13 protein-coding genes and 1 pseudogene are annotated in these 14,895 nt (G+C 63.9%); 6 read left to right on the top strand and 8 right to left on the bottom strand.

The features are described 5' to 3' along the window. Positions 1 to 19: 19 nt before the first annotated feature. The 3 genes from ACVOLS_RS03090 (at position 20) to ACVOLS_RS03080 (ending at position 3,591) form a co-directional block, all read left to right on the top strand. The gene (locus ACVOLS_RS03090) at positions 20 to 826 is read left to right on the top strand and encodes a DUF4198 domain-containing protein (RefSeq protein ID WP_481544433.1); all 807 of its coding nucleotides are present in this window, start codon (positions 20 to 22) and stop codon (positions 824 to 826) included. 177 nt (positions 827 to 1,003) lie between these two features. After that, positions 1,004 to 1,984, top strand: coding sequence for an FAD:protein FMN transferase (locus tag ACVOLS_RS03085; protein ID WP_481544528.1), 981 nt, complete (start codon positions 1,004 to 1,006; stop codon positions 1,982 to 1,984). Then, on the top strand, positions 1,981 to 3,591 hold the full coding sequence (locus ACVOLS_RS03080) for a sulfite reductase subunit alpha (protein ID WP_481544432.1): 1,611 nt from the start codon (positions 1,981 to 1,983) through the stop codon (positions 3,589 to 3,591). The genes ACVOLS_RS03085 and ACVOLS_RS03080 overlap by 4 nt, the downstream gene beginning before the upstream one ends. Positions 3,592 to 3,716: 125 nt before the next feature. Here the strand turns inward: ACVOLS_RS03080 and ACVOLS_RS03075 are convergent, their stop codons facing one another. After that, a complete protein-coding gene (locus ACVOLS_RS03075) occupies positions 3,717 to 4,313 on the bottom strand; it encodes a HutD/Ves family protein (RefSeq protein WP_481544431.1) in 597 nt (198 codons plus the stop codon). A gap of 149 nt (positions 4,314 to 4,462) precedes the next feature. Next, a complete protein-coding gene (locus ACVOLS_RS03070; RefSeq protein ID WP_481544430.1) occupies positions 4,463 to 6,295 on the bottom strand; it encodes a 3-hydroxybutyrate oligomer hydrolase family protein in 1,833 nt (610 codons plus the stop codon). Between the two features lie 113 nt (positions 6,296 to 6,408). On the opposite strand from ACVOLS_RS03070, the gene ACVOLS_RS03065 reads away from it, so the two are divergent. Both ACVOLS_RS03065 and ACVOLS_RS03060 read left to right on the top strand, forming a co-directional pair. Next, a complete protein-coding gene (locus ACVOLS_RS03065; protein WP_481544429.1) occupies positions 6,409 to 7,206 on the top strand; it encodes a 3-hydroxybutyrate dehydrogenase in 798 nt (265 codons plus the stop codon). 111 nt (positions 7,207 to 7,317) lie between these two features. Beyond that, complete coding sequence (locus ACVOLS_RS03060; RefSeq protein ID WP_481544527.1) at positions 7,318 to 7,980, top strand: response regulator transcription factor; 663 nt, start codon at positions 7,318 to 7,320, stop codon at positions 7,978 to 7,980. Positions 7,981 to 8,124: 144 nt separating this feature from the next. Here the strand turns inward: ACVOLS_RS03060 and ACVOLS_RS03055 are convergent, their stop codons facing one another. The 3 genes from ACVOLS_RS03055 to ACVOLS_RS03045 are packed head-to-tail and all read right to left on the bottom strand — an operon-like array spanning position 8,125 to position 9,853. Beyond that, the gene (locus tag ACVOLS_RS03055; RefSeq protein ID WP_481544428.1) at positions 8,125 to 8,556 is read right to left on the bottom strand and encodes a DUF6691 family protein; all 432 of its coding nucleotides are present in this window, start codon (positions 8,554 to 8,556) and stop codon (positions 8,125 to 8,127) included. Then, entirely contained in the window at positions 8,553 to 8,966 is a 414-nt protein-coding gene (locus tag ACVOLS_RS03050) for a YeeE/YedE family protein (RefSeq protein ID WP_481544427.1), read from the bottom strand. Before ACVOLS_RS03050 ends, ACVOLS_RS03055 begins: the two co-directional genes overlap by 4 nt. Continuing rightward, positions 8,963 to 9,853, bottom strand: coding sequence for an MBL fold metallo-hydrolase (locus ACVOLS_RS03045; protein ID WP_481544426.1), 891 nt, complete (start codon positions 9,851 to 9,853; stop codon positions 8,963 to 8,965). Before ACVOLS_RS03045 ends, ACVOLS_RS03050 begins: the two co-directional genes overlap by 4 nt. A 100-nt stretch (positions 9,854 to 9,953) precedes the next feature. Between ACVOLS_RS03045 and ACVOLS_RS03040 the strand changes: the two genes are divergently transcribed. After that, positions 9,954 to 10,262 carry an ArsR/SmtB family transcription factor gene (locus tag ACVOLS_RS03040; RefSeq protein WP_481544425.1) on the top strand — a complete coding sequence of 103 codons (309 nt, stop codon included), beginning with the start codon at positions 9,954 to 9,956 and terminating at the stop codon, positions 10,260 to 10,262. A gap of 25 nt (positions 10,263 to 10,287) precedes the next feature. On the opposite strand, the gene ACVOLS_RS03035 is transcribed toward ACVOLS_RS03040, so the two are convergent. From ACVOLS_RS03035 to ACVOLS_RS03025, 3 genes and pseudogenes are all read right to left on the bottom strand, one after another. Beyond that, positions 10,288 to 13,644, bottom strand: coding sequence for a hybrid sensor histidine kinase/response regulator (locus tag ACVOLS_RS03035; protein WP_481544424.1), 3,357 nt, complete (start codon positions 13,642 to 13,644; stop codon positions 10,288 to 10,290). A gap of 294 nt (positions 13,645 to 13,938) precedes the next feature. Next, entirely contained in the window at positions 13,939 to 14,118 is a 180-nt protein-coding gene (locus tag ACVOLS_RS03030; RefSeq protein WP_481544423.1) for a hypothetical protein, read from the bottom strand. 32 nt (positions 14,119 to 14,150) lie between these two features. Then, positions 14,151 to 14,783, bottom strand: a pseudogene (locus ACVOLS_RS03025) (TonB-dependent receptor domain-containing protein); the annotation flags it as partial. Positions 14,784 to 14,895: the final 112 nt, after the last annotated feature.

The raw sequence follows: 14,895 nt of genomic DNA, 5'->3' as shown, positions 1-14,895 counted from the left end.
TTACCAACGGAGCCAACCGATGAAGCGTTCCCTCCTGCTTGCTGCCACCATCGCCGCCGTACTGCCCTTCTCCGCCGCCGCCCACAAGGCCTGGCTGCAGCCGTCGCAGACCGTGATTGCCGGTACCAACCCGTGGATCACCGTGGACGCGGCCGTGTCCAACGACCTGTTCTACTTCAACCACGTGCCGCTGCGCCTGGACAACCTGGTGATCACCGCACCGGACGGCAGCACCGTGCAGCCGCAGAACGCGGCCACCGGCAAGTACCGCAGCGTGTTCGACGTCGAACTGACCCAGCAGGGCACCTACCGCCTGGCCACCGTCAATGCCGGCCTGTCGGCCAACTGGCAGGAAGACGGCAAGCCCAAGCGCTGGCGCGGTAACGCCGCCACCTTCGCCACCGAAGTGCCGAAGGACGCCAAGGACCTGAAGGTCTCCGAGACCGCCGGTCGCATCGAGACCTTCGTCACCAACGGCAAGCCGAACGACACCGCGCTCAAGCCGACCGGCAAGGGCATGGAACTGGTTGCCCTGGGCCACCCGAACGACCTGTTCGCCGGTGAGCAGGCCAAGTTCAAGCTGCTGGTTGATGGCAAGCCGCACGCTGGCCTGGAAGTCGAGATCACCCGTGGTGGCACCCGTTACCGCAACGCCCAGGAAGAGATCAAGGTCACCACCGACGCCAACGGCGAGTTCTCGGTGACCTGGCCGCAGGCTGGCATGTACTGGCTGGAAACCGGCACCGAGGACAACAAGACCTCGATCCCGCAGGCCGCCGTCCGTCGCCTGAGCTACGTAGGCACGCTGGAAGTGCTGCCGCAGTAAGGCTCTTGCTCAAAGCCCCTCTCCCGCCGGGAGAGGGGTTGGGGTGAGGGTAAGGCCGAAGCCGGGCTCCTGAAGCCGCGGCAGACCCACAAAAGCAAAAGCTCCCCTCATCCGCCCCTTCGGGGCACCTTCTCCCGCCTGCGGGAGAAGGGACCAACTGCACCCAGACAGTTTCCGATACCGATGTCTTCCAACTCCGACATCGCCGCCCTTGGCGGCCACACCATGGGCACCAGCTGGAGCGTCAAGCTGGTCGTTGCGCGCAGCCGTGACCTGCATCCGCTGCATGCCGGCATCCAGGCTGAGCTCGATCGCGTGGTCGCGCAGATGAGCACCTGGGAAGCCGACTCGGACATCAGCCGCTACAACCGTGCCGCCGCCAACAGCTGGCATGCATTACCCGATGATTTCTGGAACGTGCTCAGCACCGCGCGCGACGTCGCCAAACGCAGCGCTGGCGCCTTCGATCCCACTATCGGCCCCTTGGTAGCGCTGTGGGGCTTTGGCGCCGATGCGGGCGCGCAGGTCGTACCTGGTTCCGCGCATCTGGCCGAGGTCGCCGCTCGCTGCGGCTGGAACAAACTGCAGCTGGAACCGCAGACACAGAGCGCGCTGCAACCCGGCGGCCTGCAACTGGACCTGTCGGCCATCGCCAAAGGCTATGGCGTAGATCTGGTCAGCCGCTGGCTGCGTCGTATCGGCATCACTGCCGCGCTGGTCGAAGTCGGCGGTGAACTGCATGGCTACGGCTTGAAACCCGATGGCCAGCCCTGGCGCGTGCTGGTCGAATCCGCGCCTGAAGAAGATGCGGGCGCAGAGTATCCGCCGCGCGTGCTGGCGCTCGATGATCTGGCGGTAGCCACTTCCGGCGACCGCTGGCACCAGTTCGAACGCGATGGCGTGTCCTATAGCCACACGCTGGATCCACGCAGCCACGCACCAGTCAGCCGTGCCGCTGCAGCGGTCACGGTGATCGCGCGTGACGCCATGCACGCAGATGCCTGGGCAACCGCACTCACCGTGATAGGCGCCGATGAAGGCCTGGCCTTCGCCAACCAACATGATCTAGCTGCACGTTTCATCACCCGCGCCGATACTGGGCTCGTGGAAACCATGACCCCCGCCTTCCAGCGTTACCTGGACGCAAGCACGCAATGAATCCCAACCGTTCCACGCGTGCACTGCTCGGCAATCTCGCCGTTGGCCTCGGCCTGCTGCTGATCGCGCTGTTGCTGCTGCGCCTGCATCTGGGCGAGCGCTGGTGGCCGGCCGCGCCGTTGGCACCGCAATGGTGGATGGCATTGGCAGCGGTGGCGATCTATGCGGCAGCTTGTTTCGCATTGTGGTGGTGCACCCGCCAACGCGATGACGATAGCGGTGACAGCAAGGAGCCACCGATCCTGGTCGCCTGGTCCAGCCAGACTGGCTTTGCCCAGCAGCTGGCACAACGTACCGCCGCACATCTGCGCGCAGCAGGTCACAAGATCCGACTGCGCGCCATCGACCAGGTCGATGCTGCCCTGCTCGGCAACAGCCGCCAGGCCTTGTTCATCGCCGCCACCACCGGCGAAGGCGATCCGCCCGACCATGCACTCGCCTTCCTGAGCCGGGTAATGCCGCAGCCCTTGAAGCTTCCTCAGCTGCAATACGCCGTGCTGGCGCTCGGCGACAAGACCTATGAGCACTACTGCGCATTCGGCCATCAACTCGATGAGTGGTTGCGCACGCATGGTGCACAACCGCTGTTCGATACGGTGGAAGTGGACAACGCCGATGCCGACGCGCTGCGTCATTGGCAGCAGCTGCTCGGCCAGCTGGGTGGCGAAGCCGCCAACGCCACCGACTGGAGTGCACCGGCCTATCACTCGTGGCTGCTGCGCGGGCGCGAAGTCCTCAATCCAGGCAGCATCGGCGGCAAGGTATTCCACCTGCAGCTGCAGCCCGCGGACGGAAAGCTGCAGACCTGGCAGGCCGGCGACATCGCCGAAATCGGCCCGCGTCAGTCCGCCGCTGCAGTGACGCAGTGGCTGCAGGCGAACGGCTTCGACGCTGCGGCGATGCTTGCCGATGGCCGCTCCCTGCGCGATGCCCTCGCCCAATCCCATCTGCCCGAAGGCGCCCACAGCCGCGACGTCAACGCACTTGCCGCCAGCCTCAAACCACTGCCGCACCGGGAATACTCGATTGCCTCGATGCCGGGCGAAGGCAGCCTGCAGCTGATGTTGCGTCGGCAACTGCGTCCAGATGGAGCACCCGGCCTCGCCAGCGGCTGGCTCTGCGATTACACCGCTATCGGCGACAGCATTGATCTGCGCCTGCGCAGCAACAGCAACTTCCATCCGCCGGGCAATGATGCTCCGCTGATCCTGATCGGCAACGGCACCGGCATTGCCGGCCTGCGCGCGCACCTGCGCGCCCGCATCGATGCTGGTGCACAGCGCAACTGGTTACTGTTCGGCGAACGCAATGCGGCCCACGACTTCCATTTCGGTGCAGAGTTGCAGCAGTGGCAGCGCGAAGGCGCGATCGAGCGGCTGGACACGGTTTTCAGCCGCGACGATGGCCAGTTCCATTACGTGCAGGATGCACTGGCCGCGCACAGCGATGTACTACGGCAATGGTTGGACGACGGCGCCACCATCCTGGTCTGCGGCAGCCTGCAAGGCATGGCCCCGGCGGTGGACAAGGTCATCATCGATGCGATCGGCGCCGATGCACATCAAGCACTACGCATCGCCGGGCGTTATCGCCGCGACGTCTACTGATCGGAAATCCACCTGTAGTGCCGAGCCATGCTCGGCAGAAGCATTACAAGCAATCCTAAACGTAGTGCCGAGCCATGCTCGGCAGGGACTTTCCCGGTAATGCCCATGCCGAGCATGGCTCGGCACTACATTGGCACCGTCGGGGCCACCTTTATCGCCAGCAATTCACCGCCACCACTGAGCGTGTAGCGCTGCCGTTCGCCGGCAGCCAACCATGCGGTATCGCCCGCCGACATTGCCGGCAGCACACCACCTTCGAACTCGGCCTGCCCCGCCAGCAAATGGATCGCCCATGCCGCCTGCGGCTCGGTGAAAAACAACATGGGCCCGACCAGCGGCCGATGCAGCAGTTCAGCCTGCAAGGCATCACGGCGCCACATCAGATTGAAGTCCTGGGTCAGGCCGTCGACCAACTCGCCAACCAGCTCAGCCTCGCCGGCAAAACGCAGACGCTGATACGGCGGCAGCAGGGTTTCGCAACGGCCGTCGGCAAAGCGCAGGCGCAGGCCTTCGCCCTGCAGCAGCACCAGCTCACGTTCTACACCGGGGAAAGCGGAGAAGGCCGCATCCTGTTCGATCTCGGCGATGGAAAGACGAAGTTGCCAGTCACCCTGCTCGGGCAGACGCAGGATTTCGCGCGTCCAGCCCAGACCATTGCGCCAGCGCTCGCGCTGGTAGAGAGCGGAGGGGATGACGCGGGAAGGAGAGTTCAGTGTGTGCATCGGGCAATGATGCCATCAGCGCGCAGCGACTGCTTTTTTGTGGGAGCGGCGTGAGCCGCGAAGCCACAGAGCCAACAGCGCAGAGCTAAAGCCAACCCCTCCCCAACCCTCCCCTTGCCTTCGGCAAAGGGAGGGGGCAAAAGCCTCCCTTACTTCGGCATCGCCAGGTTCTCAGCCATCAACGGCTTGCCCGCTCGCGGGGTGGTCGCGATCACGGCATCGGCCGGCAATGCCGTGCCCTTGTCCAAGCGCGCCTGCACCCGATCCAACGCCTCGTACACATACGGCAACAGCGGCAGGTAACGCGAGCCGTAATCCGGCAGGCCGAGGAAACCATCGAAGTGCTGCACGTTCTGCACCTTCCAATAGCTCACCTCGCGCCCGGCAGCTTTGGCCGCAGCCGCATACGGCGCGCTGCTGAAAGCCGGCGGAATCAGACCATCATCGGCACCGTGCACCACCATCACCGGCAGGCCCTTGCGCGGCAAGCCTGCGTGTGTAGCCTGGATGCCCGCCTGCACGCGCTTGGCGTCTTCACCCTGCCCGTCCCACAGGCCACGCAGGCACTTCAGGCCGGCATAGGTCAGGTCCGGCAAGGCGACCTTGCTGTCGAGCAGGCCGACGCCAGCGCCCGGCGGGATGCCGCTGCCGTCGGAGATCCATGCTGCACGTTCGACGGCTGTTGCCGCACGCGGCGAGAAATCCGGGTTCTGTGCGGCGAAGTTGAAACCGCAGGGATGCTCGCCCACGCCATAACGGCCATAAGCCGATGCATAGGTCGCGGCAATCGCGCGCCACAGGTCGAAGCCGGTCGACAGGGCGCCAGCGCGCACCGATGCGTCCGTCCAGCCCTTGCTCAACATCAGGTCGTACGCCGACTTCGCCTGTGCAGCCGGCGTTGCACCGCTGATCACGCCTTCGGCCGTCAACGTCGCGCAGCGCACTGCGGCACCGGCCTGCAGCGCAGCCGTCAGCGGCGGCTGCGGCAGGTTGCTCATGTGCAGCTGCGCGCACGGCATCAACAACGCGGCTTCGGTGGTGTAGTCGTACAACGCGCGTGCGCCCGGGCCGCTGGAATAGATGCTGGGCTCGCCCGCCACCACGGCGTCCAGCCAATCGCCTTCCAACTCGGCCGCACGCAGCACCGCACCGCCACCGTTGGAGATACCGACGGCAATGATGCGGGTGTTTTCAAAGGTAAAAGGCGCAGCCTGCGGATAGGCCTCGGCCAACGCCAGCAGCGCGAACTCAGCGGCCTGCTTTACGTGCCGGCCCCAATCGGCCTCAGGATTGTCCTTGGAGTGTGCATGTTTGAACGCCACACCCGATGCATTGATCGGCGCATCCGGCACGAAGGCCAGATCGTTCACTTCGCCCAATGCGCCGACCGTACCGTTGGCACGCACGCCAGCCTGCGCGTTCAGATCGTAATAATCGCTACCCGCGCCCTTGTCGGTATAGACCACGGCGCAGCCCTTGGGCAGGCCCCAGGCAGCGGCGACCGACACAGCACCATAGATGCCACGCGAACCAGACGCTGGTGCGACCAGCACGCAGCGCTTGCCGGTATCGAAGTTGTCCGGCACCTGTGCCAGCACGCGATGCGGTTGCTTGGCGCCAGGCAGGCGCGCGAACGCCGAATACTCGCGACCGGGCACGCTCTGCAGGCTGCCGAACAGTTCGCCGTAACCACCACCCGGAGCAAGATCGGCAATGCCGCGCCAGCTGCCCCACAGCGCCCGACGACGCAGCTCATCGACGGTCGGCGCACTGGCATCGGCAAAGGCCGGCGGCGCCATGCTGCGCAGGCCGGCCAGGCCCAGCCCGGCGGTAAGCAGATCGTCACTGCCGCGGTGTTCGCTGCGGAGTTCGTTGCTGAACATGGAAGGCTCCACGGACTTGGATGCTGGGCCGCTGGCACAGGAGGCCAGGCTCAGTCCGACGAATAGGCCGCAGGCGGCGCGCAGTAGGGATTGGCTCATGGGCGCACCCTAGCAGAGCGGCACCACCCGGCTCATCGTACTTAAGTACCACACGCTTTTAGCGCGGCGGCTGCTACGTTTCCACCATCCCCCATAGCAATCGGAGTCCCCCCATGGACCGCTTCCTGCAAGGCCGCACCGCATTGGTGACCGGCAGCACCTCCGGCATCGGCCTGGCCATCGCCCAGGCCCTGGCCGGCGCCGGCGCACGTGTTGCCATCAACGGCCTTGGCAGCCCCGAACAGATCGAGGCGGCGCTGAAGAGCGTCACCGATACCGGCAGCGAGTCACAGCACTTCGATGCCGACCTGCGCAAACCCGAGCAGATCGCGCACATGCTCGAAGCCGTGCAGGCCTGGGGCAACATCGACATCCTGGTGAACTGCGCCGGCATCCAGCACGCCGCACCGCTGGCCGAACAGCCGTCGCAGAAGTGGGATGACATCATCGCCATCAACCTCAGCGCGGCCTTCCACACCATGCAGCAGGCACTCCCGGGCATGGCCGAGCGCGGCTACGGCCGGGTGGTCAACATCGCCTCGGTACACGGCCTGGTCGCTTCCAAGAACAAAGCCCCCTATGTGGCCAGCAAGTTCGGCATCGTCGGCCTGAGCAAGGTCGCCGCACTGGAATATGCCGCTGCCGGCAGCCGCGACAGCGGCGGCGTCACCGTCAACTGCGTGTGCCCGGGCTGGGTGGAGACCCCGCTGATCGAGCCGCAGATCCAGGCCCACCGCAATGGCGGCAGCCGCGACGACGGCGTGCGTGCCCTGCTGGAAGAAAAGCAGCCCAGCCTGCGCATGTCGCTGCCGGAAGACATCGGCGCGATGGTGGTGTGGCTGTGCCGCCGCGAGGCGCACAACCTGACCGGCGCGGCGATGCCGATGGACGGCGGCTGGACCGCGCAGTAAGTCTGGAAATGCAGGAGGAAGCGGGCAATGGCTGAAATCCACGGCATACTGCCCCGGGTGCATGCTGCCGAGCAGCCGGCACCCGCTTCCTTCCATCCTGTTAGCACCGCCATGCCCAGCCTGTTGATTGCCGACGATCATCCCCTGTTCCGTGCCGCCCTGCGGCAGGCTGCCAGCGAGGCCGTCAGCGACTTAACGGTGCGCGAGGCCGAATCATTGGAAGGTGTGCTGGCCGCATTGGATGCCGCGCCAGATACCGATCTGATCCTGCTCGACCTGCATATGCCGGGCAATCATGGCCTGGCCGGCCTGGCCGCAATCCGCGCCCAGCATCCTGGCGTGGCAGTGATCGTGGTTTCTGCCAATGACGACCCACGCGTGGTGCGTCGTGCGCTCGACCACGGCGCCGCCGGTTACCTGCCCAAGAGTTCGGGTTTGAACGAGCTGCGCGAAGCGATCCGCAGCGTGATGGCCTGCGAGCAGTGGCTGCCAGCTTCGCTGCGCGCTTCTGTCTCGCGTGCACAGTCTTCCAGCCATGACAGCGAACTGGCGGCACGACTGGCGAGTCTGTCGCCGCAGCAGTTCCGCGTATTGGCGCTGGTTGCCGAAGGCCTGCTCAACAAGCAGATCGCCGACCGTCTGGATGTGCAGGAACGCACGGTCAAGGCGCATCTGTCCGCCATCTTCGAGCGGCTTGGCGTGCGCAACCGCACCCAGGCCAGCGTTGTGCTGCGTGAGCTGGAATTGAGCGATCCGGCGCGGCAGGCGCTGTGATCCCGACCGGAGCTTTGTAGGAGCGGCGTAAGCCGCGAAGCTAGCGGACATGCAGCCCACAGCCAGATCAACCCCACGCATTCCTGCCTGATTGCGCTTGGTTCTGTGTCGGAACCGATACCAGCTTCGCGGCTGACGCCGCTCCTACAAACCGGTGTTCCGACTTACCGCTTTGTGCAACACCATACCTACCACCATCGCCGGCACAAACCACAGCGCCTCCGGTGACAACACACCCAGGCCAACCAGCGCCGGCCCCGGGCAATAGCCAGCCAATCCCCAGCCAATACCAAACAAAGCCGCACCGATCAGCAACCGTCGATCAATGCTGCGCAGGTCCGATATCTGGAAGCGCTCGGCAAACACAGGTGTCGGCCGGCGCAGGACAAAGCGAAACAGCAGCATCGTCGTTCCAACCGCGCCGCCCAGCACAAACAGCAGCGCGGGATTGAAGTCACCAAACACATCCAGGAAACCCAGGATGCGCTGCGGATCGGTCATGCCTGACACCGCCAACCCCAGCCCGAACAGCGCGCCAGAAACCAGGGCAGCCAAACTGATGCGCAAGCTGCTCATGCCACATGCCTCACGATGTAAGTGGTCACAATCGCAGTAGCCATGAAGGTCAGCACGGCGGCGAACGATCGCACCGACAAGCGCCCCAGACCACAGACACCATGACCGCTGGTGCAACCATTGCCCATGCGCGTACCGAAGCCAACCAGCAGGCCGGCGATCACCAGAAGCAACGGCGGGAATCCCTGTCTCGGCACATAAGCACCCGGCACCAGCCACAGGTACGCAGCACCTGCGCCAATCAAGCCAATCAGGAACGCGGCACGCCAAGCGACCTCACCACTACGCGGCGTCAACACGCCGCCAAGAATGCCACTGATACCAGCGATGCGACCGGTCAACCACAGCAGCAAGGTGGCAGCGCTGCCGATCAGTACGCCACCGGCCAAGGCCAGCATCCAGCTGTTCATTGCGCCTTTCCGATCTGATCCAGCGGCAGGCGCAGATAGCGCACACCGTTGGCATCGGCTTCCGGCAGACGGCCGCCGCGGATATTCACCTGCAAGGCGGGCAGGATCAGCTTCGGCACAGGGAGCGTGGCATCACGCTGCTGACGCATCTGTACGAACGCCGCTTCGTCGGTACCGCCCTTCAGATGCACGTTGTTCTGTCGCTGCTCGTCGATCGTGGTCTGTGCCTGCGCCTCGCGCCGGTTGCCGGGATAGTCGTGGCACAGGCAGATGCGGGTATCGGCAGGCAGCGACAGGATGCGCTGGATGGACGCATACAGGCGATGCGCATCGCCGCCGGGGAAATCACAGCGTGCAGTGCCGGTATCACTCGCAAACATGGTGTCACCGACGAACGCAGCGTCGCCAATCACATAGGTCAGGCTGTCGCCGGTATGTCCCGGCGTCGCGATCACGCGCGCGCTCAAGGCACCAACGTTGAAGGTATCACCGTCATCGAACAGCCGGTCGAACTGGCTGCCATCAGCAGTGAACTCATCGCCCAGCCCAAACACCGCCTTGAAGTGTTGCTGCACCTGCACGATGCCGCGACCGATCGCCACCGGCGCCTGCAGCTGATCGGCCAGATAGCCAGCGGCACTGAGATGATCCGCATGCGCATGGGTTTCCAGAATCCAAGCCACCGTCAGCAGCTTGCTTCGCACGAACTCCAACAATACATCGGCCGATACCGTGCTGATGCGCGCGCCAGCCGGCTCGTAATCCAGCACCGGATCAATGATGACCGCCATGCCGCCGATCTGGTCATAGGCCACGTAACTGAAGGTGCCAGTGTCCTTGTCGTAGAACGGCTCGACCAAGGTTGATGACATCTGCGCCTGGCTCATGGGGAGTCTCACTGTTAATTTAGCCTTTTCTAAATTAAACTAGTCCCCCGCAAAGCACAAGCCCGACACACAGCCCCAGATGCCTCCTTCAGAGATGAACATGGAACAGATGCAGGCACATGCCGAACAGGCCGCGCAGTTGCTCAAGTCCCTGGCCCATCCGGCTCGGCTGCGCGTGCTGTGCCGCCTGGTGGAGGGTGAAGCTTCGGTGGGTGAATTGCAGGCACAGGTTGGTCTGTCGATGTCTGCGTTGTCACAGCATCTGGCGGTGATGCGAGAAGCCGCTCTGGTCAGCACCCGTCGCGAAGCACAGACCATTTACTACGCGCTGGCGGACAGCCCGGCACTGGGCGTGATGCAAGCCTTGCACGCGGCATATTGCGGGAATGCGGAGATCCGGAGTTCCTGACAGCCGTACTCGCCGAGATAGGTAGCTATTCCTTGCTGCCGATTCCCGGTCTCAAAGCATCCGCCGCCAACAGCCGATCCAGGATCGACTTCAGCGCCAGCGGCCGCACCGGCTTGTGCAGCAGGGTCAGTCCCTGCTCCAGCACTTCACGACGCGTTGCCAGACTGTCATCGGCGCTGAGAATCAAAGTTGGTCTTGCGCCAAAACGTTCGCCCAACCGCAACTGCAGTGCAGTGCCGGTGTCGCCATCGTCCAGGTTGTAGTCGAACAACCACAAGCTCGCAGGTGTTTGCTGCAGTGTTGCCACCGCCTGCGCTTCGCCTGAAGCCTCGGCCACGCTGTAGCCCCAGCCACGCAGCAGACCGGCCAAGCCCTGCAAGGCGGCGGGATCATTGTCGACCACCAGCACCGGCACGCCACCCGAGGTTGCCGCATTGCGTATGCGTGGCAGGTTCGCCAGTTGCGGCGAGGTCACTCGCTGCAAAGTCACCGAGAAGACAGTGCCCTGCCCCTTTTCACTACGCAGGCGCAGCGGTGCATGCAGCAGACCGGCAATGCGATCAGCAATCGCCAGACCAAGGCCGAGTCCTTGGCCACTGCTGTCCTCGCCACGCCGGAACTCTTCGAATATGCGCTGCTGTTCTTCCTTGGCAATGCCCGGACCGGTGTCGTGCACCTCAACCCGCAGGCAGTCGGCTTCGCGGCGTACGCCCAACAACACGCCACCCTGACTGGTGTAGCGCACCGCATTGGCCAGGAAGTTCTGCAGCACCCGCCGCAGCAGCTGCGGATCACTGTTCACCCATGCACGAGTAGGCATGTAGTGGAACGCCAGCCCCCGCTCGGTGGCCAGCGCGCGGAACTCGGAAACCAAGGGATCCAGCACTTCAGCCAACGGCAGATCGCGTGGTTGCGGCACCAGACCACCGGCCTCCAGTCGCGACATATCGAACAACCCGGTCAACAGATCGGTGGTGGAATCCAATGCGCCCCGGATCTGTACCACCGCCTGTTGCTGCTGGCTGGACTCCACTTGTTGCGCCAGCGTATCGGTGAATAGATGCGCGGCATGCAATGGCTGCAGCAGGTCGTGACCCACGGCAGCAAGGAAGCGACTCTTGGCATCATTGGCCCGCTCAGCCTCGCGCTTGGCTGATTCCAGCAGGGCGGTGCGCTCGCCCACGCGTTGCTCCAAAGTCTCGTTGCTGCGCTTGAGTTCGCGCTCGCTGCGGCGGAATTCGGTGACATCGGTGAAGGTGGCGACGAAGCCACCGCCGGGCATGGGATTGCCACGGATTTCGACGATGCTGCCGTCCGGGAAAACGCGTTCGGTGAGGTGCGGTGTGCCCGCGCGCATGAAGGCCAGCCGCCGGTCCACCGCACGCTCATCGCCGCCGCGCACCGGCATTGCCTGCAGCGCCCAGCGGGTCAGGTCCATGATTGGCCGCCCCACCTGCAGCAACTCATCCGGAAAACCAAACATGCGTGCATACGGGCGGTTCCATGCCACCAACCGCTGCTCGCGATCAATCACGCTGATGCCCTGGCTCATGTTCTGCAACGCGGCCTGCAGCACCTGCTGGCTGAAACGCAGATCCTGCGACGCCTCACTGACGATGGCTGCCACCGTCGCCAGCTCATTCCCTTCGCGACGTGCGGCATCCAGCAATAGACGCGCGGAGGCGGCACCGAGCACCGCCGATAACTCGCGCTCGATGCTGGCCTCGATCGATGCTGGCACCGCACCACTGCGCGGCGCATCCGCCAACAACTGTTGCACGCGCTCGTCAGGCAGGAAGCGACGGCCAGCATTGCGCAAGGTATCGGCATCCAGATTGCGACTAATCCGGTCCGGCGTATCCCGACGCCATGCCATCGCCAGCAAGGTCACCGCCGTGCCAACGAAAAGACTAGCCCCCACTGCCCGGCCCAACGGCGTCCAGCCGGTCAGGCCAAACAGGCCTTGCGGGGCAAGCCACTGCCACCCGAACGGCCCCTGCTGCAGCCACGTCGGTGTACGCCCGCCGCTTTCCAACAGCGAGGGCAGCAACAGCACCCAGGCCCAGGTGGCGAAGCTGGCGACCACACCGGCAATGGCAGCACGCGGTGGCGTCTGCGGGCGCCAGATGGCGAACGCCAGCACTGGCACCAGGGTCGCCATTGCAGAGAAAGAAACCGCTCCGATATCGGCCAGCACATTGCCACCGCCGATCAAGCGGCTATAGCCCCAGGCCAGCAGCATGATCACGCAGATACCTGCGCGTCGCAGCCACACCAGCTCGCGTCGATGATCGCCACCACCGGCGCGCGCCCATGCGCTGCGCACCAGACCTGGCGCGAACCAATGGTTGCCGATCATCAGGCTGAGGGTCAGCGTACTGACCACCACCATGCCGGTCGCCGCACTCAGGCCACCGAGGAAGGCAAACAGGGCAACCCCTTCATGGCCAGCAGCAAACGGCAGCGCCAGCGTGTACATGTCGGAAGGCACGCTATTGCCCAGCAGCACCGTACCGGCGCGTGCCAATGGCAGGATGGGCAGCGCGATCAACAGCAGATACAACGGGAACAACCAGCGTGAGGTGCGCACATCGGCAGGATCGCGGCATTCCACCACACCGATATGGAACTGATGCGGCAGCAGGAACATCGCCAGTCCACCAAGTATCACCAGCGGGATGAAGCCACCTTCGGGCGCGCTGACGGGCGTTACAGGTGCCGCAGGCACGCCCTTCAAGCCGAGCCAGACGAACACACCCAGCGCCAGCATCGCGCCCAGCTTGAATACCGATTCGGCCGCCATCGCCAGCACCAGGCCGCGATTGTGTTCGGATGCATCGGCGCGGCGCGCACCGAACAGCATGGCAAACAAAGCCATCGCCAGTGCCACATACAAGGCGCTGTCCTGCCAGATCGAACCGGCCTGCCCGGCTTCTACGGCTCGTGAAGTGATCATGCCGAAACTCATCGCCACCGCTTTGAGCTGTAGCGCGATGTACGGAATCAAGCCAAGCACGGTCACCAGCGTCACCGTTGCCGCCAGCCAGGCATCGCGCCCGAGCCGGGCGGCGATCAGATCGGCGAGCGAAGTGGCATTGGTTTCGCGCGCCAGCCGCACCAGCCGCATCATTACGCCGATGGCCAGCGCATAGAACAGGATCGCGCCGACGAAGGTTGGCGGCAGCGGCCAGCCATGACGTGCGGCCTGGGTGACGGTGCCGTAGAACGTCCACGAGGTGCAGTGCACCGCCAGCGAAAGCGCATAGATATGCCGCCAGTGGCGGGCAAATGCGGTTGGCCGACGTTCGCCGTAGAGGGCCACGCCGAACATCAAGGCCAGCCAGGCAAGGCCCGCCAAGGCCACGGTTACCAGACTCAACATGGAATGCGTTTCCCGGAAGCTGTTTGGCAGGATACGGAGTTAGCGGGTAAGGATGAAGCGGTGCATGCGCATAGCCCCTCTCTCTCCGGGAGAGGGGTTGGGGTGAGGGTGCGGATTACTAGCAGCATGGAATTCCCAAGCTTCTGCATTTGACTTCATTTCAGAGCGACAAATCGGAGCAAACAACCTCTTCTGCAGTTTCCTCGATTGACGCGGGTCAGGGGCAAAGCTAACAAGCCAACCGCAAGAGCTGCCCTCACCCCAGCCCCTCTCCCGTGAACGGGAGAGGGGCTTTCAAACAACAGCAACAGCAACAGCAACAGCAACGGCCACAGCCACAGCCACAGCCACAGCAACAGCAACAGCAACAGCAACAGCAGCAGCAGTCACAGCTGTAGCCGCAGCAACGACCACTTCAAAAGCAAGAGCCCCTTCCCTGCTTCGCAGAGAAAGGGCTCCGTCAACTTCGAGCAAGTCCAGGGCAGTTTCCTGCCCCGGAACCTGGATCAGAAGTCGTAGCGCGCAGTCAGAGTGTATTGGCGTGGCGCACCGTAGAAACCCGTCAGCACACCATAGGCACCGATGTTGTAGCCAGTGGTGCGATACGACTTGTCGGTCAGGTTGCTGCCCTGCAACGACAGCGACCAGGCATCGTCAAGCTTCCAGATCACGCCTGCGCCCAACAAGCCGTAGCCATCCTGCTTGATCACCGGGCTCAGGTCGGTGGTCGGCCATACTTCAGACTGGTACGAGTAACCCACCCGTGCCGACAGATTGCCACCGTTGGCCAGATCCGTGCGGTACTCCACGTTGAATGCACCCGAGAACTCCGGCGCATTGGTGAAGTACTGCGTGTCGGCGACATTGACACCACCACTCATGAACTCGTCGTACTTCGCGTCCAACCAGGCAATATTGCCGCTGATCAGCCAATGCTTGGTCGGCAGGAACTGGTATTCCACTTCCACACCCTGCACGGTGCCCTTGCCTGCGTTGGTGAAGTCGCCGAAGAAGCTCTGGCTGCCGTTGGGAAGCGTGTACGAAGTGAACACCGAGAGCTGGATGTCCTTGTACTTGTTGTAGAAGTAGGCAAGGTTCAAGAACGCACGCTGATCCAGGAACGACATCTTGCTGCCGATCGAGGGTGTCAGAAATTTTGTGTGAGAGGCATACCATGATGCTGCCAAGGAGCATGTATGCCACGCAAGAAGAAGACGCCGGTGGTCACGCCGGCCATTGATCTGCCGAAGG

It is taken from the genome of Stenotrophomonas sp. STEN038, from assembly GCF_056759895.1.
This window is presented reverse-complemented; position numbering and strand designations above follow the sequence as displayed.